Source organism: Paenarthrobacter aurescens, from assembly GCF_025421775.1.
Lineage (GTDB): Bacteria > Actinomycetota > Actinomycetes > Actinomycetales > Micrococcaceae > Arthrobacter > Arthrobacter aurescens_B.
The window spans coordinates 102,058-123,860 of record NZ_JAOEFX010000006.1; the positions used below are offsets into that span (position 1 = coordinate 102,058).

Annotated in this window: 22 protein-coding genes; 15 read left to right on the forward strand and 7 right to left on the reverse strand. The window is 62.1% G+C overall.

Translation table 11 applies throughout. The features are described from left to right. Positions 1-30: 30 nt before the first annotated feature. Both N7568_RS14085 and N7568_RS14090 read left to right on the forward strand, forming a co-directional pair. Positions 31-1,332, forward strand: coding sequence for an aromatic ring-hydroxylating oxygenase subunit alpha (locus N7568_RS14085; RefSeq protein WP_261610421.1), 1,302 nt, complete (start codon positions 31-33; stop codon positions 1,330-1,332). Then, positions 1,329-2,744 carry a ferredoxin reductase gene (locus tag N7568_RS14090; protein ID WP_261610422.1) on the forward strand — a complete coding sequence of 472 codons (1,416 nt, stop codon included), beginning with the start codon at positions 1,329-1,331 and terminating at the stop codon, positions 2,742-2,744. Before N7568_RS14085 ends, N7568_RS14090 begins: the two co-directional genes overlap by 4 nt. Before the next feature lie 7 nt (positions 2,745-2,751). On the opposite strand, the gene N7568_RS14095 is transcribed toward N7568_RS14090, so the two are convergent. Continuing rightward, positions 2,752-4,911, reverse strand: a complete 2,160-nt coding sequence (locus tag N7568_RS14095) for an amylo-alpha-1,6-glucosidase (RefSeq protein WP_261610423.1) — start codon at positions 4,909-4,911, stop codon at positions 2,752-2,754. A 279-nt stretch (positions 4,912-5,190) separates the two neighbouring features. Here N7568_RS14095 and N7568_RS14100 point away from each other — a divergent pair, with 279 nt between their 5' ends. From N7568_RS14100 to N7568_RS14140, 9 genes are all read left to right on the forward strand, one after another. Then, positions 5,191-5,532, forward strand: a complete 342-nt coding sequence (locus N7568_RS14100) for a hypothetical protein (protein ID WP_261610424.1) — start codon at positions 5,191-5,193, stop codon at positions 5,530-5,532. Between the two features lie 93 nt (positions 5,533-5,625). Then, positions 5,626-7,017 carry a cryptochrome/photolyase family protein gene (locus tag N7568_RS14105; RefSeq protein ID WP_261610425.1) on the forward strand — a complete coding sequence of 464 codons (1,392 nt, stop codon included), beginning with the start codon at positions 5,626-5,628 and terminating at the stop codon, positions 7,015-7,017. 159 nt (positions 7,018-7,176) lie between these two features. After that, on the forward strand, positions 7,177-8,676 hold the full coding sequence (locus N7568_RS14110) for a CoA-acylating methylmalonate-semialdehyde dehydrogenase (protein WP_261610426.1): 1,500 nt from the start codon (positions 7,177-7,179) through the stop codon (positions 8,674-8,676). Next, positions 8,676-9,740, forward strand: a complete 1,065-nt coding sequence (locus N7568_RS14115) for an enoyl-CoA hydratase/isomerase family protein (RefSeq protein WP_261610427.1) — start codon at positions 8,676-8,678, stop codon at positions 9,738-9,740. The genes N7568_RS14110 and N7568_RS14115 overlap by 1 nt, the downstream gene beginning before the upstream one ends. 10 nt (positions 9,741-9,750) lie before the next feature. Further along, on the forward strand, positions 9,751-10,692 hold the full coding sequence (mmsB, locus tag N7568_RS14120; RefSeq protein WP_261610428.1) for a 3-hydroxyisobutyrate dehydrogenase: 942 nt from the start codon (positions 9,751-9,753) through the stop codon (positions 10,690-10,692). 53 nt (positions 10,693-10,745) lie between these two features. Continuing rightward, complete coding sequence (locus N7568_RS14125) at positions 10,746-11,525, forward strand: enoyl-CoA hydratase (protein ID WP_261610429.1); 780 nt, start codon at positions 10,746-10,748, stop codon at positions 11,523-11,525. A 62-nt stretch (positions 11,526-11,587) separates the two neighbouring features. Further along, positions 11,588-11,881 (forward strand): DUF4190 domain-containing protein, encoded by a 294-nt coding sequence (locus tag N7568_RS14130; RefSeq protein ID WP_261610430.1) that lies wholly within the window; start codon positions 11,588-11,590, stop codon positions 11,879-11,881. A gap of 114 nt (positions 11,882-11,995) precedes the next feature. Beyond that, positions 11,996-12,151 (forward strand): hypothetical protein, encoded by a 156-nt coding sequence (locus N7568_RS14135; protein WP_261610431.1) that lies wholly within the window; start codon positions 11,996-11,998, stop codon positions 12,149-12,151. A 37-nt stretch (positions 12,152-12,188) separates the two neighbouring features. Further along, positions 12,189-12,767 (forward strand): dihydrofolate reductase family protein, encoded by a 579-nt coding sequence (locus tag N7568_RS14140; RefSeq protein ID WP_261610432.1) that lies wholly within the window; start codon positions 12,189-12,191, stop codon positions 12,765-12,767. Here N7568_RS14140 and N7568_RS14145 read toward each other — a convergent pair. Further along, positions 12,764-13,426 carry a TenA family protein gene (locus N7568_RS14145; RefSeq protein ID WP_261610433.1) on the reverse strand — a complete coding sequence of 221 codons (663 nt, stop codon included), beginning with the start codon at positions 13,424-13,426 and terminating at the stop codon, positions 12,764-12,766. The genes N7568_RS14140 and N7568_RS14145 overlap by 4 nt on opposite strands. Before the next feature lie 106 nt (positions 13,427-13,532). On the opposite strand from N7568_RS14145, the gene N7568_RS14150 reads away from it, so the two are divergent. Together N7568_RS14150 and N7568_RS14155 are read left to right on the forward strand one after the other, a co-directional pair. Next, a complete protein-coding gene (locus N7568_RS14150) occupies positions 13,533-14,393 on the forward strand; it encodes a universal stress protein (RefSeq protein ID WP_261610434.1) in 861 nt (286 codons plus the stop codon). Positions 14,394-14,452: 59 nt separating this feature from the next. Beyond that, positions 14,453-15,349: a helix-turn-helix transcriptional regulator gene (locus tag N7568_RS14155; RefSeq protein ID WP_261610435.1), complete on the forward strand. Its 897-nt coding sequence runs from the start codon at positions 14,453-14,455 to the stop codon at positions 15,347-15,349. Between the two features lie 89 nt (positions 15,350-15,438). Here N7568_RS14155 and N7568_RS14160 read toward each other — a convergent pair whose 3' ends face one another. Further along, positions 15,439-15,678 (reverse strand): hypothetical protein, encoded by a 240-nt coding sequence (locus tag N7568_RS14160; RefSeq protein WP_261610436.1) that lies wholly within the window; start codon positions 15,676-15,678, stop codon positions 15,439-15,441. A 137-nt stretch (positions 15,679-15,815) separates the two neighbouring features. Here N7568_RS14160 and N7568_RS14165 point away from each other — a divergent pair, with 137 nt between their 5' ends. Then, positions 15,816-16,415 (forward strand): hypothetical protein, encoded by a 600-nt coding sequence (locus tag N7568_RS14165; RefSeq protein WP_261610437.1) that lies wholly within the window; start codon positions 15,816-15,818, stop codon positions 16,413-16,415. Positions 16,416-16,557: 142 nt separating this feature from the next. Here the strand turns inward: N7568_RS14165 and N7568_RS14170 are convergent, their stop codons facing one another. The 3 genes from N7568_RS14170 to N7568_RS25960 all read right to left on the reverse strand — a co-directional run bounded on the left by N7568_RS14170 (position 16,558) and on the right by N7568_RS25960 (position 19,733). Next, the gene (locus N7568_RS14170) at positions 16,558-17,229 is read right to left on the reverse strand and encodes an ABC transporter ATP-binding protein (protein WP_261610438.1); all 672 of its coding nucleotides are present in this window, start codon (positions 17,227-17,229) and stop codon (positions 16,558-16,560) included. A gap of 4 nt (positions 17,230-17,233) precedes the next feature. Further along, positions 17,234-19,195, reverse strand: coding sequence for a hypothetical protein (locus tag N7568_RS14175; protein ID WP_261610439.1), 1,962 nt, complete (start codon positions 19,193-19,195; stop codon positions 17,234-17,236). A 64-nt stretch (positions 19,196-19,259) separates the two neighbouring features. Continuing rightward, positions 19,260-19,733: a lactococcin 972 family bacteriocin gene (locus tag N7568_RS25960; protein WP_368736519.1), complete on the reverse strand. Its 474-nt coding sequence runs from the start codon at positions 19,731-19,733 to the stop codon at positions 19,260-19,262. Positions 19,734-20,363: 630 nt separating this feature from the next. On the opposite strand from N7568_RS25960, the gene N7568_RS14180 reads away from it, so the two are divergent. Then, on the forward strand, positions 20,364-20,642 hold the full coding sequence (locus N7568_RS14180) for a hypothetical protein (RefSeq protein ID WP_261610440.1): 279 nt from the start codon (positions 20,364-20,366) through the stop codon (positions 20,640-20,642). On the opposite strand, the gene N7568_RS14185 is transcribed toward N7568_RS14180, so the two are convergent. Further along, positions 20,582-21,778 carry an MFS transporter gene (locus N7568_RS14185; RefSeq protein WP_261610441.1) on the reverse strand — a complete coding sequence of 399 codons (1,197 nt, stop codon included), beginning with the start codon at positions 21,776-21,778 and terminating at the stop codon, positions 20,582-20,584. The two genes, N7568_RS14180 and N7568_RS14185, sit on opposite strands and share 61 nt — an antisense overlap. Between the last annotated feature and the right edge of the window lie 25 nt (positions 21,779-21,803).

Sequence of the window (21,803 nt, forward strand, 5' to 3'; positions counted from 1 at the left end):
TCTGACCCACGCCTCCCGGGAGGAAAACATATGTCTGCTCCAGTCTTGCCCCTCAACTCACGCGGAAAACTCGCCTCATCTTTGTCTGCAGAGCAGCTGGCGGAGATCAGCGCGTTGTTCGAGTTCCGGCGCAAGGGATTTTCCCTCGATGCGCCTTTCTACACCGATGCCACGATCTTCAAGATCGACATGGAAGCCATTTTTGGCCAGCACTGGATTTTTGCCGGCAGCGTCGCCGAGCTTCCGGAGCCGGGCGACTACGTCACGGTGGACTACGGTCCCTACTCCCTGATCGTGCTGCGCAATGACGACGGCGGCGTGAATGTCCTGCACAACGTCTGCCGCCACCGCGGAGCCCGCGTCCTGACCGAGGCTGCCGGGTCAACAGGAAACCTGGTGTGCGGCTACCACTCCTGGACATACTCCCCGGAAGGCAACCTGATCCACGCCTCGGCACCGGGAGAGACGAAGTTCGACAAGAGCTGCTTCGGCCTCAAGCGCGCCCACAGCCGTGTGGTGGCCGGACTCATCTTCGTCTGCATCGCAGACGAGCCGCCGGCGGATTTTGACGAAACGTCCAAGATCTTTGAGCCGTACCTCGCGCCCCACGATCTGTCGAAGACCAAAGTCGCCTACCAGCAGAACATCATCGAGGAAGGCAACTGGAAGCTCGTCATGGAGAACAACCGTGAGTGCTACCACTGCGACGGACACCCGGAGCTCGCCTGTTCCCTCTTCCCCACCTGGGGCCTGACTGAGGGTCTGATCCCTGCCCACCTTGAAGAGGTATGGGACCGCAACAAGGAAGCGCAGGCATCGCTCGAGGAGCGTTGCCGCCGCTACGCCCTTCCCTTCGAGGTGGTGGAGGAGCTCGATACCCGCATTGCGGGAATCCGCATCTCACGTGAATCGCTCGACGGCGAGGGCGAATCGTTCTCGGCCGATGGGCGCAGGCTCTCCAAGAAGCTGCTCGGTGACTTGCCGGACTTCCGCCTTGGCCGCTGCTCGATGCACCTGCAGCCCAACAGCTGGTTCCACTTCCAGAGCGACCATGTCATCACGTTCGGTGTCTTCCCCATCAACGAACACCAGTCCTTGGTGCGAACCACCTGGCTGGTAGCTGACGACGCGGTGGAAGGTGTGGACTACGACCTGGAGAAGCTCACCTACACCTGGAAGCAGACGAACCTGCAGGACAAGGAGTTCGTAGAGCTGTGCCAGACCGGCGCCGGCAGCCCTGCCTACGAGCCCGGCCCATACATGAAGAGCGAGTACCAGGTGGAGGCCTTCATTAACTGGTACGTACAGCGTGTCCAGGAGCACTTGGCATGACCGAACTCCTCACTGAGACGGTAGTCCAGGAGCCACATCGCATTCGCGGTCTTGAAATGCCGTGGAACAGGGTGATGGGAAGCAGCGAGGGACCCGCCAGCGCAGCCCGTGCGTTGGGTCCCTGGCATCCGCAGGAGTTCATGGCCGAATGCGTGGAGATTGTTCCCGAAGTGGGCGGCATGATGACCTTCGTGTTCCGTCGCTCCGATGGTGCACCCCTGGCGTTCCGAGCCGGCCAGTACGTGAACGTGGCTTTCCCTGTGAACGGGGAAGACCAGGATCCAGCGGACCGAAGCTACTCGCTGTCCAGCGCCCCCACCAAGCCGTGGACCTTCGACATCACTGTTAAACGCGATCCGACGGGCCTCGTTTCACCGTGGGTGCACGAGAACATCAAGCCCGGCACCGTCCTCGAGATGCTGGGGCCCGTGGGGGCCTTCCACCTGCCCGACGCCGACCGGCGGGCACGGTACCTCCTGCTGGCTGCCGGGGCCGGCATCACCCCCATCATGTCCATGGTGCGGACCATCCATTCCCTCCCTGGACAGGCCGATGTGGTGGTGCTTTATCACGGGGCGGCGGACGAGGGTTTTGCCTTTAACAAGGAGCTCGCCTACATCGCTTCGGTGGACTCGCGCATTAAGGTCTTCTACTCCCTGGGCGACCGGGCCAAACCCGCGGACTGGGAAGGGCTGAGTGGAAGGCTCACGGCGGCCATGTTGGACGAGGTGGCGCCGGATGCCAACGGACGGCAGGTCTATGCGTGTGGTCCCGAAGGCTACCTGAACACCGCCACTGAGCTCCTGGGGAAGGTGGGCGTGGACGACACCTCCATCCACATGGAGTTCTTCACCGGCGATCGCCAGACCATCCTTGAATACGCGGCGGAGCTTGCTCATGCGGCGGACATCGCGGAGGAGATCGCCGAGGAAATAGCGGAATCCGCCGAGGATTACTACGAAAGCCAGCCCGCGGCGTTTGGGCTCTACGAGCCAGGTTACGACGCCGGGGGAACCCTGCAGGCGACCGGCCTGGAGCTGGAATCCGCCGAGCCGGACCTGACCGGTCCCGAAGCTTCCGACGGCGGTGCGGATGCGGGAGCGGAGGTCTCAACTCCCGATGCTTCGAGCTTTGAGACGGTGGGAACGGGGAGCCTCACCCTGTCCTTCATGCGCACCGGCATCAATGTGCGCGTGGACCCGTCCGAGCACATCCTGGGCCCGGCCCAGCGTGCGGGCGTCAGGATCGGTGCCAACTGCAAAGAGGGCATGTGCGGCTCCTGCAAGGTGGTCAAACTTTCAGGCGAAGTGGAGATGAACCACCAAGGCGGAATCCGGGCACGTGAGATCGACGCAGGCAAGTTCCTTCCCTGCTGCTCCACCGCAAGGACCGATATGGTGATCGACGCGTAGCCAGAGCTTAAGGCGAAGGCTCAGGGCGCCGTAGCGCGGCCCGCTCCACGAGCTCCGTGATCCATGGCCGTTGGGCACGATGGAGCGTCAATCCATCCGGAAGTCCCTCAACCTGGGAGGAAGAACCCACCACATCGATGGTGATGCGCCCGCTTCCCATGGGGGCATTGGTGATGTGCAGGTCACCGTAGGACTCAGGCAACACCGGATCCAACCAGACGCCTCCCAGGGAAATGTGGGTGTCGTAGCGCATGAGCCCGGTAATCAGCTGGATGGGAGTGGTGGCAGCCCAAGCCTGTGGGGAACAAGCCGTGGGATACGGCACGGGCTCCCTGAACTGTTCGCGGTCAAAGCCGCAGAAGAGTTCGGGGAGCCTGCCACCCGAATACTCGGCAGCTTCAAAGAGGGCAGTGGCGATGCGCTGGGCTTCCTCCACGAAGCCGTAGCGAAGCAGCCCTGCCGCTATCAGCGCATTGTCATGTGGCCACACCGAGCCGTTATGGTAGCTGGCCGGGTTGTACGCGCCCATGTCGCTGGCCAGTGTCCGGACGCCCCAACCGCTGAACATCTCCGGAGACATCAGCCGCTCCACCACACGCGGAGCCTTGTCTTCATCCACTAATCCAAACCACAGGCAGTGCCCCATGTTTGAAGCACAGGCGTCGACGGGTCGTTTGTCCTTATCCAGGGCAATCGCGTAGTACCCCTTGTCCGGAAGCCAAAACTCCTCGTTGAACTTCTTCTTCAGGCGATCCGCGCGTTCCCGAAGCTCAGCTGCCAAGGTGAGGTCGCCGTCGTCGTAAGCCATCCAAGCGCGCGCCATATAGGCGCCATGCACGTATGCCTGGACTTCGCACAACGCCAACGGCGGTTCAGCGATGGTGCCATCGGCATAGTTGATACCGTCCCAGGAGTCCTTCCAGCCCTGGTTGATGAGGCCGTGCTCGTTGGGGCGCCCGTACTCCACGAAGCCGTCGCCATCCCGGTCGCCGTAGTCGCGTATCCATTCCAACGCGCGGTCCGCGTTGGGCAGAAGCTCCGAAATCACATCCTTGGCGAAACCCCAGCGGCTGATGGAGCCCAGCACAATGACAAAAAGGGGCGTGGCGTCAACGCTGCCGTAGTAAGCGGACTTGCCTCCCAAAGCCAGGCCGCTGGAGACATCCAGCCGGACTTCATGCAGGATCTTCCCTGGCTCTTCCTCGCTGGCAGTGTCCACCACGGTTCCTTGACGGTCAGCCAGTGTACGGAGGGTCCCCAGTGCCAAAGACGGGTCAACGGCCAGCGCCATCTCTGACGCCCATAAGGAGTCCCGGCCGAACAAGGTCATGAACCAGGGTGCTCCGGCGGCCACGACCACCCTGTCAGGATGGTCCGGATCTTGGATTCGCAGTGCTCCCAAGTCTTCATAACTGCGCTTGAGAGTGCGTTCAATGGAGCGGTTTCCCACCTGCAGGCGAGGGATGCGGGACACCCATTCTTGTCGGCGGCGATCGCTGGGAGACAACTCGCCCCGGGATGGATGGTCGAAGTGCGTTCCGGCTCCGTCCGAGGTGGGAACAACGCTGACACGGGTGCTCCAACTCCCCGAAGCCGGAATCCTTGCCGTGAAGCCAAGTGCCTTGGCGCCGGCACCGGCGCCCTCGGCCCGGATCACCACGCCCTTCCGGATACCCTCCCACTTTCCGCGGATCACCAAGGAATCGCCCTCCGGGACACGGGTTTCTGTCCATTCGCGGGTGATTCGCGCTTCTTTGACCTCAAAAAGATCTGCGAAATCCGACTCGGCGGTCAGGAGGATCCGGCATTCCGCAGGTCGCTTGGAGTAGTTGCGGACTGTGATTTCCTCCAGGATGCCGGCTCCGACTTCCCGCAGCCGCTCCACCAGCAGGGGGCTGTCCGCGTACCCGTCCGAGCGGGCAACGCGCCCTGCAAACAGAGCGCGGTAGGGTTCCCGGGTTTCTGCGGCCAGCGGTTCGATCTCCTGGCCGTTGATGGTCAGCTCCCACCGGGAAAGAATGCGGGTGTCCAGATGGAAGACCCCATGGGGCCGTTCGGGATGAATGTCTCCGTTGGCGGAGGAAATGCAGAAGGACGAGCCTTCTACCAAGGTGACCGTTCCGGACCCCAGGGGCCCGGCCGTGGTGTCAGCGTTCCATCCAACCACTTGATGCTCCTTACCCCTGGGCCTGCGGATCGCCTGAGCCTTGCGGCCGCTCTTGGGCGAGCGGCCATCCGCATGGATGTATGCGACGCTACGCCGGAGAGCGGGCCGGCACCAGAGCCCAGTCTTTCGCCCCTCGGGGAGGTGCGAACCTGGTGCGCAATCCAGAGTTAACCTCTTTTCCGCGTGCGGGAAACCACAACAGGTCTATAGTGAAGGGACAGGACATTCGCTGATGCAGACCGGCGGCCCGCTTTTCCTTCCGACGCCGGAGGCCCCGTAATGACCGACACCCAAATAAGCAGCTTTCTACGCGACTGCGTGGTGTTCGAGGACGACACTGAGAAGGGCCTGGATTTTGACACCTTCTATGGCCTTTACATCAGTTGGTGCGTTCTCGGCCGTAAAATTCCCATTCCCGACTCCGCTTTCAAAACCGCCCTCGGACTTGAGGGCCTAAGGCCCATCAAAGAAAATGGCCAGAGAATCTATCCCGGCATGAGCATGGTGGGACCGGCTGCCAGGGACTACGTGGTTAACAGCGTCCCGACGTGGAACGAAGACCACGCCAGCGTTCCCGAGCTTTCCCAGATCGTCGAGGAAGCTGTTCCATCCATCGCCTAACCGCATAAAACAGCGAGTGTTCAGCCCATGCCCCTAGGATTCTTAGGGGGCATGGGCTGTTCCCGTTTCCGGGATGTTTGTTGAAAGGAACTAATGAAACCGTCCATCGTATGGTTCCGTGATGACCTGCGGGTCGCCGACAACCCTGCTTTGCGTGCCGCCGTCGACGACGGTGCGGCTGTGGCCCTTTACGTCCTCGACGAAGAGTCGCCCGGCGTCCGCCCGTATGGTGGTGCGGCCCGCTGGTGGCTACACCATTCGCTGGCTGCGCTCCGTGAGGATCTGGACGAGCTTGGCATTCCTTTGCTGCTTCGTCGTGGACCGGCTGCGGATGTGGTTCCGGAGATCACGACGGCGGTTGGCGCCGGCGGGCTCTACTGGAACCGCCGGTACGGCTCGGCGGAGCGAACGGTCGACGCCGGCATCAAGACGTGGGCGGGTGACGCAGGACTGCACGTCTCCAGTTTCCAGGCCTCCCTCCTCCACGAGCCGTGGGAAGTGACCACCAAGACAGGCGGGCAATACAAGGTCTTCACTCCTTTCTGGCGAACCGTATCTGCGCAGGATTTCCGCGAGCCGCTGGCCGTGCCTGAACGGGGACATGGACACGGCGGCATCTTGCCTGCCTGTGACGAGTTGGATTCCTGGCGCCTCCTGCCCACAAAGCCCGACTGGTCCGGCGGATTGGCCCATATGTGGACGCCGGGAGCGGCAGCCGGACACAAACGCCTCGCGGAATTCGTGGAGAACGGGCTTTCGAATTACAGCGAGGGCCGCAACCGTCCCGATACTGATGGCAGCAGCTGCCTCTCGCCTTACTTGCGGTGGGGTGAGCTTAGCCCGTTCGAGGTGTGGCACGCCCTGGGTTCCAAACGGTCGGAAAGCGCAGGTATTTATGCTTCGGAGCTGGGATGGCGCGAATTCTGCTGGCACCAGTACTTCCACAACCCGCAGCTCGCAACGGCCAACCTCCGTTCCGAGTTCGACCGTTTCCCGTGGGCGTGGCCGGGCAGCAACGGAAGTAACGGCAAGCATCCGGGCCACGAAAGTGCGCCCGAAGAGCTCCTAGCCTGGCAGCAGGGCCGTACCGGATTCCCCATGGTGGACGCCGGGCAGCGTCAGCTCTGGCATACGGGTTGGATGCACAACCGTGTCCGCATGGTTGCTGCGAGCTTCCTGGTGAAGAATCTCGGCATCCACTGGCAGCTCGGAGAGCAGTGGTTCTGGGACACCTTGGTGGATGCCGATCCGGCGTCGAACCCCGCCAACTGGCAGTGGGTGGCCGGTTCCGGGGCAGACGCCTCTCCGTTCTTCAGGATCTTCAACCCTGAGGCTCAGCGGGTTAAGTTCGATCCGCAGGGGAAGTACATTGCCCACTGGATTCCGGAATTCGGCACGCCGGATTACCCGGAGGAGATCGTGGACCTCAAGACCACCCGGGCCGAGGCGTTGGAAGCGTACAAGGGAATGAAGGAAGTCCATTAGCGCCGGTCCAAGGGAAGAACACCCCTCTGGAAATTAGTAGGAAGTCCGAGTATATTCGGATTCAGAGATGACCTGGATCACACTTGGTCACGTGTTCCCGTAGTGGTCCCAGCACCCAGCGGCACGGCAGTCATTCACGATGCAAAGGAGCATTCCACCATGGTGCGCGAGCTTTCACACTACGTAGACGGCCAAAGGATTGACGGCACGTCCGGCCGGTTCAGCGATGTCTACGATCCCTGCACGGGCGAAGTCCAGGCCCGGCTTCCGCTGGCCAGCGCGGACGAGGTTCGCAACGCCGTCGCAAATGCCGAGAAGGGCCAGCTCGAATGGGCGGCCATGAACCCGCAACGCCGGGGACGCATCCTTCTCAAGTTCGTGGACCTGGTCAACGACAACATGGACGAACTCGCCACGCTGCTCTCCTCGGAGCACGGCAAGACATTCGCGGATGCCAAGGGAGACATCCAGCGCGGCATCGAGGTAGTCGAGTTCTCGGCAGGCGCGCCGCACCTGCTCAAGGGCGAGTTCTCGGACAACGCAGGCCAAGGGATCGATGTCCACTCGCTCCGCCAGCCCTTGGGCGTCGTCGCGGGCATCACGCCATTCAACTTCCCGGCCATGATCCCGCTGTGGAAGTCGGGCCCTGCGCTCGCCGCCGGAAATGCGTTCATCCTCAAGCCCTCCGAGCGGGACCCGTCCGTGCCCCTGCGCCTCGCCGAGCTGTACAGCGAAGCCGGGGTTCCGAACGGCGTCTTCAACGTGATCAACGGTGACAAGGAAGCCGTGGACGCGCTGCTTGAAGATCCGCGCGTCAAGGCAATCGGCTTCGTGGGCTCCACACCGATCGCCCAGTACATCTACGCCACCGCAGCGGCGCACGGCAAGCGCGCACAGTGCTTTGGTGGGGCGAAGAACCACATGGTGATCATGCCCGACGCCGATCTGGACATGGCAGCCGACGCCCTGATTGGCGCCGGGTACGGTTCCGCGGGCGAGCGCTGCATGGCGATTTCCGTTGCCGTGCCGGTGGGTCAGGAAACCGCCGATGCTTTGGTGGCCAAACTGACCGAGCGCGTCAAGGACCTGAAGGTGGGCCACAGCCTGGACAAGGACTCGGACTTCGGACCCGTGGTGGCTGCTTCAGCCAAGGAACGGATCGAGGGCTACATCCAGTCCGGCGTGGATGAAGGCGCAACCCTGGTCACTGACGGGCGAGGCCTCACCGTGGACGGCTACGACGGCGGCTTCTGGGTGGGCCCCACGCTGTTCGACAACGTCACCAAGGACATGAAGATCTACAAGGAAGAGATCTTCGGACCAGTCCTCAGCGTGCTCCGCGCAGCCGACTACGACGAAGCGCTGCGGCTCTGCAGCGAACACGAGTTTGGGAACGGCGTCGCAATTTTCACCCGCGACGGCGACTCCGCCCGCGACTTCGCCAGCCGCGTGGAGGTGGGCATGGTGGGCATTAATGTGCCCATCCCCGTGCCGATTGCCTATTACACCTTCGGTGGCTGGAAGGCGTCCGGCTTCGGCGACCTGAACCAGCACGGTGCCGACGCCTTCCGCTTCTATACCAAGACAAAGACCGTGACGTCGCGGTGGCCTTCCGGAATCCGCCAGGGCGCCAGCTTCATCATGCCGGCAGGCAGCTGATGGGAGCTGTGGAGACAGAAGACGAAGTCCTCTTTGAACGCCGCGGCCATCTGGGTGTTGTGACGCTGAACCGCCCGAAAGCGGTCAACGCATTGAACGCGGAAATGGTGAAAGCCATGCTTCGGCAATTGGCGGACTGGGCTGATGATGACGCCATTTCCACCGTCTTGGTGCGCGGCGTTGGAGACCGTGGCCTGTGCGCGGGCGGCGACATCGTTGCCATTTACAAGGACATGCTGCACAGCGGGACTGAAACGGCTGATTTCTGGGCGGACGAGTACCGGCTGAACGCGTTGATTGCCCACTACCCCAAACCGTATGTGGCGTTCATGGACGGGCTTGTTTTGGGCGGCGGCGTGGGTATCTCGGCGCATGGTTCGTTGCGTGTGGTCACCGAGCGCACGCGGACCGGTATGCCGGAAACCACCATTGGATTCGTGCCCGACGTCGGTGGCACCCTCCTGCTTTCACGCGCGCCGGGGGAGACGGGGACCCATGCGGCGCTGACGGGTGCGCACCTTTCCGGCGCTGACGCAGTGTTCCTTGGGCTCGCAGACCACTTCGTGCCGTCTGGCAGCCTGCCCGCGCTGGCGGAAGCGCTGGAAAGCTCGACGGCGGAGGCCGCCGTCGAGCGTTTCGCACAAGCCGCGCCGGACTCGGCCCTGGCAGCCCAACAGGAGTGGATCGACGTCGCATACGCGTACGACGATGCCGAGGAAATCGTGCGGAGCCTTCGCTCCGCGGGGGCTGAAGCAGCCGCCGTTGCGGACACGATTGAGGCGAAGTCGCCCACGTCCGTGAAGGTAGCCCTGGAATCGCTGCGGAGGGTCCGGGGACTGTCCCTTGAGGAGGCGCTGGACCAGGAGTACCGCGTGGGGCTTCGCTGCCTGGCCGGGCCCGATTTCCGCGAAGGAATCCGCGCGCAGGTGGTGGACAAGGATCGCAACCCCCAATGGAAGCCGCCGACGCTGGCTGAAGTCCAGCCGTCCGACGTCGAAGGCTACTTTGCGTCGCTCGGCGAACGGGAGCTGGGACTGACCCGACTTACCAGCCAGTCGAATTGAAGGAGACCACATGACAGAGAACGCAGCCGTGTCAGATATCCAAGCCCCGGCAACGGGACTCATCGCTTTCCTCGGCCTCGGCCACATGGGCGGACCCATGGCGGCGAACCTGATCAAAGCGGGGCACGAAGTCATCGGCTATGACCCAGTCCCTGCGGCCGTCGAGGCAGCGCTGGCCCACGGGATTCCCATGGCCTCAACGGCTCACGAAGCGGCAGCAGAGGCGGCAGTGGTTCTGACCATGCTCCCCAGCGGCAAACACGTCCTGGACGCCTACCGTGGCGTGGGCGGACCGGGGCTGCTGTCGGTTGCGAAGCCGAACACCCTGTTCCTGGACTGCTCCACCATCAATGTGGACGAAGCCCGGGAAGCCGCGGCGATCGCCGTGGAAGCCGGGCACCGGTCCGTTGACGCGCCGGTTTCCGGCGGCGTGGTGGGCGCTGAAGCGGGCACCTTGACGTTCATGGTGGGTGCATTGCCGGAGGACTTTGAGACGGTGCGGCCCATCTTGGAATTGATGGGCAAACGTATCGTCCACTGCGGGGACCACGGCGCCGGGCAGGCCGCCAAGGTCTGCAACAACATGATTCTGGGCGTGTCCATGATCGCTGTTGCCGAGGCTTTTGTCCTCGGCGAGAAGCTGGGACTGACGCACCAGGCGTTGTTCGACGTCGCCTCCAACGCGTCCGGGCAATGCTGGGCACTGACCACCAACTGCCCCGTTCCGGGACCGGTGCCCACCAGCCCTGCCAACCGCGATTACCAGCCGGGGTTTGCCGGTGCGTTGATGGCCAAGGACCTGCGCCTGGCATTGAACGCGTTGGAAAGCACGGGTGTTGCGGCGGAGATGGGACCGCTGGCGTCGCGTATTTACGATGCTTTTGCCGCCGGCGAGGGTGCCGGCAGGGACTTCTCCGGCATCATTACGGAGATCCGCGACAAGTCCGTGTGAGAGGTTGGAACTGAGTGGTTGTGGATTTGTTGGGCTTGGCGGAGAGGGAGAGCATGACGGAGCAGTACCAGAACATTGTGGTTGAGTTGCGGGGCCGGGTTGGACTGGTGACCCTGAACCGGCCGGAAGCGTTGAATGCGCTGAACACGGCACTCATGAATGAACTCGTGGATGCTGTGACGGCAATGGACACCGACCCGGAAGTGGGGGCCGTGGTGATCACGGGCTCCGCCAAGGCGTTCGCTGCCGGGGCCGACATCAAGGAAATGTCTTCCAACAGCTACATGGACATGTACGCGGCAGACTGGTTCCGTCGGTGGGAGGACCTCACCCGCCTCCGCATTCCCGTCATTGCTGCGGTTTCCGGTTTCGCCCTCGGTGGCGGTTGCGAACTGGCCATGATGGCCGATTTCATCATCGCTGGAGATAACGCCAAGTTCGGCCAGCCGGAGATCAACCTGGGCGTGATCCCGGGCATGGGCGGTTCCCAGCGGTTGACCCGCGCCGTGGGCAAGGCGAAGGCGATGGACATGGTCTTGACGGGCCGGTTCATGGACGCGGACGAAGCCGAACGCTCCGGCTTGGTCTCCAGGGTGGTTCCCGCTGCTGAAGTCATCGACGAAGCAATCAAGGCAGCAGAAGTCATCGCGTCCAAATCCAAGCCCGCCGCCATGGTGGCCAAGGAAGCAGTGAACGCGGCCTTCGAGATGGGACTGTCCCAAGGGGTTGTCTTCGAACGGAGGGTGTTCCACTCGCTCTTCGCTACCGAGGACCAGAAGGAAGGCATGGCGGCGTTCAGCGAGAAGCGCCAACCGGAGTTCAAACACCGGTAATTCGCGCGTGTTTTCGGGTGCGGCGGGGATAGACTCGGTGCACTTACAAATGGGGAGAGAACATGTCAACGGAGATCGTTCAGGCTAACCACACTGAAGCATCCACCCAGCCGATCAACCGGCTGGCCCTCGTAGCCGCCGCAATGGCAGTCGTTGCCCTCGTGGGGCTGTTCTTCGCGGGCATGGCAGTCATCGCGGTCTTCGTCGTTGGGGCAGGACACGTGGCCTTGAACCAGATTCAGCAGCGCGGCGAACGGGGACGCGGATTCGCCATTGCCGCTTTGGCTGTGGGCTACGGCATCGGTCTCCTGTCCTTGGGCTCGGCGCTGATCTTCGCGTTCACCTCAGCAGGCTGACCTTCACTTCGGCAGGTTAATGGGGCGCAGGTCACGGTCCTTCCTTCGTCACGTTCCGGCTGCTCGTGTGTCCTCTATCTATGGACACACGAACAGGCGACAATGAGGGACCCCATGACCTGGCAATTTTGCGACAACGACGACTGCCCTGACAGCTGGCACTGGACGAACCTGGCGGGAACTCCTGAGGCCTGCCGCGGGTCCGATGAACACGGGTCCGCTGAGCAGGAGAACCGCAGAAGGGTTGTCCGCTCATACTTCGCGGCGTAGGCTCCTGCAGGCCATCACCGCATTCGAGGAGTGAGCCATGGGACAGCTGATCGTCCAGGATTTTGTCACCGCCGACGGATTCGCCGCCGACACCAACAATGAGTTCAAGGCCTATGAGCTGCTGGAGGGTGGAACAGCCGAGTTCGATCGCGCCCAACTCGAATGGCTCGGCAGCGTTGAAGCCATGGTTCTGGGTGCCAACACCTACAGATACTTCGTGGAGTTCTGGCCGACGCCCGCGTCGGAGGGCGAGATCATCGCGCCAGCCCTGAATGGTTTGCGCCGCCACGTGTTTTCCCGCCAACTGAAGGAAGCCCCGTGGGGTGATTTCCCGCCGTCGACCATTGAATCCGGCGATGCGATCGAAGCGATCCGCCGCATCAAGCGCGAGTCCACCAAGGACATTGTTCTGTGGGGGAGCTTGTCCCTCGGTGAGACGTTCTTTGCGGCAGGCGAGGTTGACGCGGTCCGGTTGGTGGTCATGCCGGTGGGGCAGGGCTCCGGCCGGGGTGTCTTCCCCGCCGGACACGACCCCGCGCTGTTGAAACTCGTGGACGTGAACAGCTACGACCAAGGCCTGGTGGAGCTCAGCTACACCCTGCGGAAGCAGAGCTAGCGGATAGCTGCGCTGACAAGCGCCGCGTCGAAGAACGCCCGCTCCAGCCGCACCGCTTCCGCAAACGTCGCAGCCACGCGTTGCCGCTCTTGCGGCGATGAAGGTTCGACGGCGTCGAACTCGTCGCGCAACCACGTCACCCACGCGTTGTACCCAGGGTTGTTGTGGAGACGGATCCACTCGGCGTGCTTGGGTTCGGCGGGCCAGCTGTCAGGATTGCCTGCGCGCGCTGCCCAGTCGCCGTAGAGCCACTCGGCAACCAGCAGCACGGCCAGGACATCCGGGTAGGAACGGGTGGCGAGGGCGCTGCGCATGAGGGCATCGAAATCGCGGGTGGCCTGTCCGAGGGCTGGTGTTGTCCTGTCTGCTTCAGGTACGTCCAGTTCATTGAAGCAATCCTGGAAGTACGTGTTCTCGTCCGAAGCGAAGGCTCCGAGGACTCCAGCAAACACCAGCCGCGAAGGAAGGGAAGGAGCCGACGCCACGGCCTGGCCCAGGAGGGCCGTGAACGCGTCGCAGAACTGGTAATCCTGCACGAGGTAGTGGCGCAGGTCCTCGTCCGGGAGGGACCCGTCCAGCAGTTGCTCCACGAACGGATGGTTGACGGCAGCGTCCCAATCTTCGGCGTACTGGTTCCTGAGTTCTTCGGCAAAGCCCACGGTGTTTCCTCCTGAAGTGTCAGCATCGGAGCCTAGCAGCGTACTGGGTTTTGGCGGCGGGCGTTACGCTATGGTGCCGCTTCCCGCGCCAGCGTAGGCTCTGGCCATGACGGAAACCCGCACGATCGTGGTTGGCTATGACGGATCCGAAGAAGCGAAGCGTGCCGTCCAATGGGCAGCCCGCCACGCGGTTCTGAGGGATTGTGCCCTGCAGATTGTTCACTGTTCCCTGTGGGTCCTGCTGTCCCATAACAGGGGGCCTGTCCCCGGTGTGGCCGACAGCGGCCTCGAACGTGCGGCCCAGAAAGTCCTGGAAGAGGGTCTGGCGCTCGCAAAGGAGACCGTCCCCGATCTGGAAGTCCGCACCACGCTACTTCACGGAATGCCACGCGACCATCTCGCCCACGTTTCGGTCGGCGCTGCGATGTTGGTGCTCGGAAGCCGGGGACTTGGCGGGTTCATGGGTTTGCTGGTGGGATCCGTCAGCCTGGAGATGGCCGCAACGGCAGAGTGCCCGGTGGCAGTGATCCGTTCGGATGACCATCCCGAGGGCCGGGTGCTGCTTGCCATTGATGACTCAGGGTCACCGGCAGCCCTTGAGGATGCCTGCCTTTTCGCGGCAGCAACGGGTGCCGAACTCATGATCGTTCACGTACTGCACGAACCCGATGGCTACCGGCGGTTGCGGGAGCCCGTGGAGGCATACCCTGACGCCGAAGCGATGCTTGACTCGGTGCTGAGCCAAGCCCGCCACAAAGCACCCGGGATCTCGGTGGCCGGAGAGTTGCTGGTGGATGCTTCCTTCTCACGGGCGGTGGTCAAAGCCTCGCAAGGAGCACGCCTAACGGTGGTGGGGACCAAAGGGCATGGACTCATCAAGGGCACCATTGGGTCCACAGCCCACGCTGTGCTTCACCATGCCCACAGTCCCGTGTTGGTGTCGCGCCGGAAGGCCGAGCCGACGTAAGCCGTTGGGGGCCCTCAAAGGGACTCCCTCCCGCTGCGGCCCGGAACTAGTGTGAAGGTATGGACAATCGGGCAGAAGTACGCGAATTCCTGATCTCCCGGCGCGCCCAAGTGGCCCCTGAGCAGGTTGGATTGCCGGCCGGCTCGAATCGACGTGTCAAGGGATTGCGTCGGAGCGAGGTGGCCACGCTTGCCGGGCTGAGCGTCGAGTACTACACCCGCCTGGAGCGCGGCGCCATCAGTGGCGCTTCGCCGCAAGTACTCGAGAGCCTCGCCAGGGCACTGAAGCTGGATGATGCCGAGCGTGCCCACCTCTTTGATCTGGCCCATGCAGCGAGTCCAGTTGCCCGACCGCCGCGACGCCGGAACTCGAAATCCTATGTGCCCCACCAGAGCCTGCAGTGGGCCTTGGATGCTGTCACGGCAGGACCCGCGTTCGTCCGCAATGGCCGGATGGATCTACTGGCGGTTAATCCGTTGGCCCGGGCGTTCTACAAGGACTGTTACGACATGCCGGGCCAGGCACCCAACATCGCACGGTTCACGTTCCTGGATGACCGTGCCCGCGATTTCTACCCGGACTGGGACGCCTTCGCCGAGGTGACGGTTTCCATCCTGCGCACTGAAGCCGGCAGGGACCCGCACAACAAAGAGCTTCACGATCTCATTGGTGAACTCAGCACCCGCAGCGAGGAGTTCCGCACCCGCTGGGGTGCGCACAACGTCCGCCACCATGGCACTGGATTCAAGACGTTCAACCATCCGATCGTCGGCGAGATGACGCTCGCCTTCGAGGGCCTGGAAATGGCCGCAGAACCCGGGCTGACTCTCACGATCTACGCCGCCGAGCCCGGGTCGCCGTCGGCCGAGCGTCTCCAGTTGTTGGCATCGTGGGCGGCCAGCGAATACGGACAAGGCGTCCAACCGTCGTCGAAAAAGACACGAACGGACGGCTGACCATTTACGGGCTGGCGCGCTGTCAGCGGCTGACTTCTACCCGGACGCCCCGGCCCTCGAAGCGCGCAAACTATTCGGGGTGATGTTGGCTAGTGGATCCCGCACTCTTCCAGGACGGAACCATCAAGATCAGCGCCACAGCGGACCTGCTGGCCAACGTGTACGAAGAACACAAAGACCGCACCTACACCGAACCCTCCACCGGGGAACCGGAACCCGTCCCCGGTGCCCTGCAACTGGTCTTCTGCGACTTCGGCACACCCTCGGAAAAATGGAACCTCTTCGGCGAACTCAAAGATCAGCTCCGGCGCCGGGGCGTTCCCCAACACATGGTGCGGTTCATCCGCGAAGCCAAAAACGTCACCGAGAAAGGCCGGATGTTCGCAGCCGCACGTTCCGGTCAGATCGCCGTGATCGTTGGGTCAACATCGAGTTGGGTGTCGGCACGAATATTCAAAAACGTGCCGTGCACCTGGTGGACATGGACGCCCCAAGGAGGCCGGCCGACGTCGAGCAACGCCACGGCCGTATCCTGCGCCAAGGCAACCAGAACCCCGAGGTCCGCATCTCCCAAGTCGTCACCAAGGAATCCTTCGATTCCTTCATGTGGCAGGGACTGGAACGCAAATCCCGGTCCATCAACAAGATCATGCGCGGCCGCCTGGGCGTCCGCGAAATCGAAGACATCGGGGATAACACCCTGAACTTCGCCCAGGCCAAAGCCATCACCAGCGGCAACCCGCTGGTTCTGGAAAATGCCGTCGCTGACCAGGAACTGGCCCGCCTGTCCCGTTTGGACCGTGCCTACAACCGCAACCTACTCGCGGTGAGCCACACCAAACGCGGAGAACAAGCAGCCGCTGACGCGGCAGCCGACGATCTGCCGCTGATCCAAGCCGCTGTGGCGCGGACCGTGGACACCACCGCGGACGCCTTCAAAGCCACTGTCGGCGGCCAAAGGCCACGAACTGCGCGCCAAGCTTGTCCCCGGCAGGGACCTCGACCGCTCCACAGTGGAAGTCCGCATCGAAGGCGTACCCAGGGCAACCACCCAAATATCCCGTAAAAGCTTACTGGCAGCTCCCGGACGCGAAGGTCCATTCGGGTGCCGCGTGTAGCACTGCTGGATCGCCGCGATGCAGGGCCACGGGCCTGCCCTGTAGCGCGGGGAGAAGCCATCATACAGGCGCGAAGTAGACTCCAGCGCGTCAGCGCTCAACGGCGCTGGGTTCGGGTGCTGGTTGTTCGCCCAGCCGGATGAGGTCATCGCCGGCGTCCATGAGGTCCTCATCGTGTGTTGCTACGACGACGGTAGCGCCGCGTCGTGCTTCTTCGATGAGGAAGTTGATCACTAGCTCGCGATTCTTTCGATCCAGTGAAGCTGTCGGTTCGTCAGCGAGAACGATGTCGGCTCCGCGGAACATCGCGCGGGCCAATCCGACGCGTTGTTTCTCGCCGCCACTTAATCGAGCGGTTTGTTCCTTGCCGCGGCCTGAGAGTAGAACGTGGCTCAGTACTTGGTTGACGCGTTCGCGTTGGGCCGGTCGGAGGCCGAGGATGCCGCGGCGTCCGACCGTGACGTTGTATTCAACGCTTGATTCTTCGATAAGCCCGTAGTCCTGGAAAACGAAGGCCACGTGGTCCCGCCAAAAACGCCGGCGTCGAGCGTCGTTCCACTTCGTGGCGTTTTGATCCCCGACCAGCACAGTGCCGGTATCGACTCGTCGTAGTAGGCCGAGGACATTCAGCAGGGTTGTCTTGCCGCTTCCGCTCTTCCCGGCAAGCACGAGCATTCGGCCAGGTTCGGCTTGTACGGATACGGAGTCAAGGACGGGTTTGCCATCTATGACGACCGATACTCCCTCAGCGCGCAGTTGCATAGTTCTATCCTCTTCGTGCGAGTGTCGTGCGGAACGTCGTGGTGGCAGCCCATTGATGAATAAGCCAAACAACAGCTAGGTATGTCGGTGGAGCAAACCAGGAAATCCAGATATTTGAGGGGGATACGGCCGCGAAGGACACGGCCATGACGGCGCCAAAGAGCAGGGCAGCACATGCTTCCCAGAGCAGTCGTGGCAGGAGAACGGCGCTCCACGCCTTCCCTGCTGTGCGTTGCACGAACCAGCGGCGCCGACGTAACAGCGCAAAAATCCAAGCGGTCACGCTGACGCACATGACGAGGGCAAGGACGGCCAGGGCAATCGCCGCTGCGCCCAGTTGCGCATTCCGCTGTTTTGACTGGGCGTCGTAGAGTCCCAAATCGGCTATGCGGTCCACTGACAGGACCTCGGAGTTCAGCTGTCGTTGTTCCAGGAGCGCTTTGGTCCCCTCGGGATCGGTAAACACAATGTTGCCGCGGGTCAGGGCCGCCGCCAGGAAGGAGTCATTGAACTGGCTGATATCATTCATCGCGATGATGAGTGGACGGTGACTGTTGTCCAGAGTTCCAGCCATTCCCCCTGATACCGTGATCGGGACTTCCCCCGTGTTGCTGTATAGATGAACGTCCGGCAAGGTCCGCGCCACGGTCCAAAGTTCCAGATTGGGAAGTAGCTGGCGGGTGATCGAGCCGGGAAGGTCTTGGAGGGACTGCACAGTGGTAACTGGTTCCCAGGTAGCGCCGCCGGCCCCATTAACGGTGTTCAGGTACTTTTCCCCGGTCAGTACGATGCTGTCGAAACCAAGTTCCTTAAGGTCATTCCGGGCGATTTCGTCCACAACGTTGACGCTGTCAGAACTCAACGACATCGAGAACATCACTGCATCCCGCTTGGACATTTCCCGGATGAGGCCACCGAAAGCTGTGTTTTCGGTATCGCCTAGCCGGTTTGCGACTCGTACCGTGACGCTGTCGCCCATGGATTTCCAGATCGCGCCCTGAGCGGTAGCGGCCGAAGCATTGCCCACCACTCCAAAGACTGTGGGCAGGATGGCGGCGACAATGACCACTGCGGCTACTTTAAGTAGCTCGCTGATTACCCAGGAACCTCGTTCGGACGGTCGGCGCGCTGCTATATCTCTCACGGCAGGAAGTGTGACCATTCCCATGAGCAGGGCCACAACGATGGCGAGTGCTGCGACCACGGCCGTGAAAAATGCGAGGGTGCCAACAAAGAAGTCCAGCCGGCCAAATCCGGTCGTTTGCACCACCGCGATGGAGCCCAGGAAGGTTGCCAGTGCGGGAATGCCCAACGCTCCGAAGAGCGAGCGAAGGTCACTGAGCACGATGGTCGAAAGGCGCATGCCGGCCAGGATTCTCAACTCTCGGCCGTGAGCACGCAGGACGTACCAGGACATGATCGTCGCCCCAAGCAGAAGAATCGCCGCTGACATCGGCACCCACGCTCCGACAGTTAGCAGCGCGTAGGTTAGCAAACCTGCAGACGTTTTTTCTTTCAGCGAAATATCGGCGCCCAGGTCGCTCCTCACCCATCCTTGAAAGGATACTGCTTTGGTGCTCCCACTATGCAGAGCGTAAACGCCGTTTAATGATGTAAATCCGAGATTGCTTGAGTCGGTTATTGATCCGCTCATCGTCGGAGAGAACCAATCAATGTCCGTGTCTTGAATCGCACCGGAACCGAATTTGAAGGCAACACGCTTGTTTAGGAAGTCATCTGGTGCGCTTGCTACACGAGCTATGTCAGTACCCGTGGAGTCAGCGTAATGATTGAGTCTATCAATTATTTCATCGCGAGATAATTGACTGTTGTCGAAACGTATTGATGCAACGTGTTCAGCGTCTGGCAAACCGTCCAGGTCCGCCGCGGATGCATAGACGCCAGCAACCAATGCGATTAGTGCTGCGATCGCCACGGCAGCAAAACGGACAAGTATTTTCAGCATATTTCCACCCTACGGTCCCGCGCTGCACCGGTTTTCACACCGGTGCACCGCGAGTCTTGTTCCGCTAGCAAACGCGGTAGTACGCGCGGTTGTTCTGGAAGGCCGTCGTCGGTTGGGAGTTGTTTGCCCAAGTGTTTGCTGCCATCTCACCTGATGATGAGTAGCCCCAGTCATTTTGTGTCGACGATGCGTGGCACCGGACTTGATTGAAATAATCGGAGTAAAGATGCACTCCACCACTCACACCGTAATTCCAGGTGCCGCCCTCGTTGGGATAAACGGTTGAGGCCACGGCTGCTGCGCCACCTGCTGCCGATAATGCAAGAGCGAGGATCCCCCCTGCGACACTGCGACGAATATTCTTTGTGCTTCCCCCTGGTTCCAATTTCCAAAATATCCGCCCACAGATTCCCCTGAGCCATGAAGAGGCAGGGGGAAGTGCGGTGTCGGATCTCCATTTTTTTAGAACACCGAATGCATCCTCCAATATCTGGATAAACCAGTACCAGTGATTTCCCCCAGCGTCTGGGCTAACCATAAAGGGTGTTTAGAAATAATGCCAGTCATATGAACTGCCCGCTCACGGGGCGCCCGCTTGCTAGGCCCCTGGGGTGGCTCTGCTGCTCATGTAGTGCCGGTGCTTTCGGTTAGATATGGAGGGAGAATCAGTGTGTGGGACAACGTCGGCGTTGCCAGAGTTGCCGAAAGCTGCTGGCCTGCGATGCCAGGACGCAGGCGCGGTACTGCTCGCATGCTTGCAGACAGAAGGCACCGGCGCCGCATCAAGTATCAGAGGTCCCGGATATCGACTCTCATTGAGGTCCGGCTGATCCGTGAAGGGGGGGGAAGAACTCAGAGGAGCTGGGGCTCTCCATGGCCGAAGGGATCCAGCAGTGGCGAAACTGCCCGGGGTGCGGATACCGCTTCCTTCCCGGCGGGAACTACCACCGCAAAGACGCTATTTACTGCTCAGCCCGGTGCCGGAAGCGGACCTGGGCGGCCCAGAAGCGTCAGGCGGAAACGTCGCGCGGAGATGCTTCAGCGTGACACCAAAGCAGATCACCATGCGGCTGGCAGCTACCCCCTGATCTCTTGGTTTGGGTTCGACCGGGGGCGGTAGAAGAGGACACTGGAGGTCTGGGGGAGCGCGGTGAAGTAGGTTTGGGCCATGCCAGTTCAGGAACCGGATGAGAAGCTACTCGTGCAGCGAATCATCGATCAGCAGGGACTGGCGATCGAGAGCGTGGCAAAGGATGCGCTGGAGATGTTCGCTTCGCCGCGGGCAGGATCTCCTGCCTGGCGGGATCGCCAAAGGGCCGAGCGGGCAAAGGATGCCCCGGGTGACCGGGCTCCCTCACCGATGGTCAAGTCCAGCGGTGCTGCCCTTCATGCCACAGCACCTTCCTTCCGATCCTTGAGCATCAGCACCGTGAGCGGCAGGAAATAGAGCGCCGCGACCCCAGTGCCCACCAGCACCGGACCTGTGGCTCCCAGCGCGGACTCCAGCGCGAAGCCGGCCATCCACGACCCCACGGCCGTACCCAGGTTGAATGCTGAAGTGCTAAGCGCTGAGGCAAGGGTGGGCGCATGCCCGGCATATCCAACTGCCTTCCCGATCAATATCGGATTGGTGGCCATGCCGAAGAGGCCCAGCAGGAAGATCAGGACCACTGTCACCACGGCGTAGTGGGAGAACAGGAAGAGGGCTCCGAGAACCAGGAATGTCATGCCTGCTGAGATGAACAGGGCCGGGTACGGGTGGTGTGCCCCGAAGTGGCCACCCAGAGTGGATCCGATGAACGCCCCGACGCCGTACGCCATCAGCACCAGCGGAACCGCGGCTGCGGCAAGCCCGGTGTTCTCGGTGAGCAGCGGAGAGATGAAGGTGTAGGCGGCCAAGGAAGATCCGCACACAATCGCGCAGCCCGCCAGGACAAGCCAAACCCTCGAGTCCCGCATACTCGCCAGCTCAGCACGCACCGACGGGGTGGGTCCGGAAACAGGATCCGAGGCAACCAACCGGTACACGGCAACTGCACCCACCAGGGCCAGGCAAGCGAGTATCCAGAACGGTCCCCGCCAGCCAATCACCTGACCGGCAAACGCCCCAAGGGGAACACCCACCACGTTGGCAAGCATCCCGCCGCCCAACACCACCCCTAGCGCCCGCGAGGCTGCCGCAGCACCTGCAGCTTTGGCACCCACGACGGCGGCTACCGCCCAGAAAGCGCCTGTCGCCAACGCCGTCAGGAAACGAGCGCCAAGAATGAGCGTGAAATCGGAGGTGAGCGCCACGATGACGTGACCAACAGAGAACACCACCAGCGCGAGGCTCAGCGTCAGCCGGCGTGGCAGCTTGAGGGTCAGGATGGACATTGTGGGGGTACCCACGATCATGCCGACAGCAAACACCGTGATCATGAGTCCCGCACTTGCCACGGAGGTGCCTAGGTCACTGGCGATCTCCGGCAGTATCCCCGCAACAATGAACTCGGTGGTTCCCATCAGGAACACTCCGGCTGCCAGGACGTAGGTCACCAACGGCAGACGCCGGGTCTTGGCGGTGGGAAAGGTTGTGGTCATGGATCCAGAACATCAGGTTCACGGC

Excerpts from the sequence above, each read along its gene's own strand:
- N7568_RS14085 (WP_261610421.1), top strand. The coding sequence starts at position 31 with ATGTCTGCTCCAGTCTTGCCCCTCAACTCACGCGGAAAACTCGCCTCA.
- N7568_RS14090 (WP_261610422.1), top strand. The coding sequence starts at position 1,329 with ATGACCGAACTCCTCACTGAGACGGTAGTCCAGGAGCCACATCGCATT.
- N7568_RS14100 (WP_261610424.1), top strand. The coding sequence starts at position 5,191 with ATGACCGACACCCAAATAAGCAGCTTTCTACGCGACTGCGTGGTGTTC.
- N7568_RS14105 (WP_261610425.1), top strand. The coding sequence starts at position 5,626 with ATGAAACCGTCCATCGTATGGTTCCGTGATGACCTGCGGGTCGCCGAC.
- N7568_RS14110 (WP_261610426.1), top strand. The coding sequence starts at position 7,177 with ATGGTGCGCGAGCTTTCACACTACGTAGACGGCCAAAGGATTGACGGC.
- N7568_RS14115 (WP_261610427.1), top strand. The coding sequence starts at position 8,676 with ATGGGAGCTGTGGAGACAGAAGACGAAGTCCTCTTTGAACGCCGCGGC.
- mmsB (WP_261610428.1), top strand. The coding sequence starts at position 9,751 with ATGACAGAGAACGCAGCCGTGTCAGATATCCAAGCCCCGGCAACGGGA.
- N7568_RS14125 (WP_261610429.1), top strand. The coding sequence starts at position 10,746 with ATGACGGAGCAGTACCAGAACATTGTGGTTGAGTTGCGGGGCCGGGTT.
- N7568_RS14130 (WP_261610430.1), top strand. The coding sequence starts at position 11,588 with ATGTCAACGGAGATCGTTCAGGCTAACCACACTGAAGCATCCACCCAG.
- N7568_RS14135 (WP_261610431.1), top strand. The coding sequence starts at position 11,996 with ATGACCTGGCAATTTTGCGACAACGACGACTGCCCTGACAGCTGGCAC.
- N7568_RS14140 (WP_261610432.1), top strand. The coding sequence starts at position 12,189 with ATGGGACAGCTGATCGTCCAGGATTTTGTCACCGCCGACGGATTCGCC.
- N7568_RS14150 (WP_261610434.1), top strand. The coding sequence starts at position 13,533 with ATGACGGAAACCCGCACGATCGTGGTTGGCTATGACGGATCCGAAGAA.
- N7568_RS14155 (WP_261610435.1), top strand. The coding sequence starts at position 14,453 with ATGGACAATCGGGCAGAAGTACGCGAATTCCTGATCTCCCGGCGCGCC.
- N7568_RS14170 (WP_261610438.1), bottom strand. The coding sequence starts at position 17,229 with ATGCAACTGCGCGCTGAGGGAGTATCGGTCGTCATAGATGGCAAACCC.
- N7568_RS14175 (WP_261610439.1), bottom strand. The coding sequence starts at position 19,195 with ATGCTGAAAATACTTGTCCGTTTTGCTGCCGTGGCGATCGCAGCACTA.
- N7568_RS25960 (WP_368736519.1), bottom strand. The coding sequence starts at position 19,733 with ATGGTTAGCCCAGACGCTGGGGGAAATCACTGGTACTGGTTTATCCAG.
- N7568_RS14180 (WP_261610440.1), top strand. The coding sequence starts at position 20,364 with ATGCCAGTTCAGGAACCGGATGAGAAGCTACTCGTGCAGCGAATCATC.
- N7568_RS14185 (WP_261610441.1), bottom strand. The coding sequence starts at position 21,778 with ATGACCACAACCTTTCCCACCGCCAAGACCCGGCGTCTGCCGTTGGTG.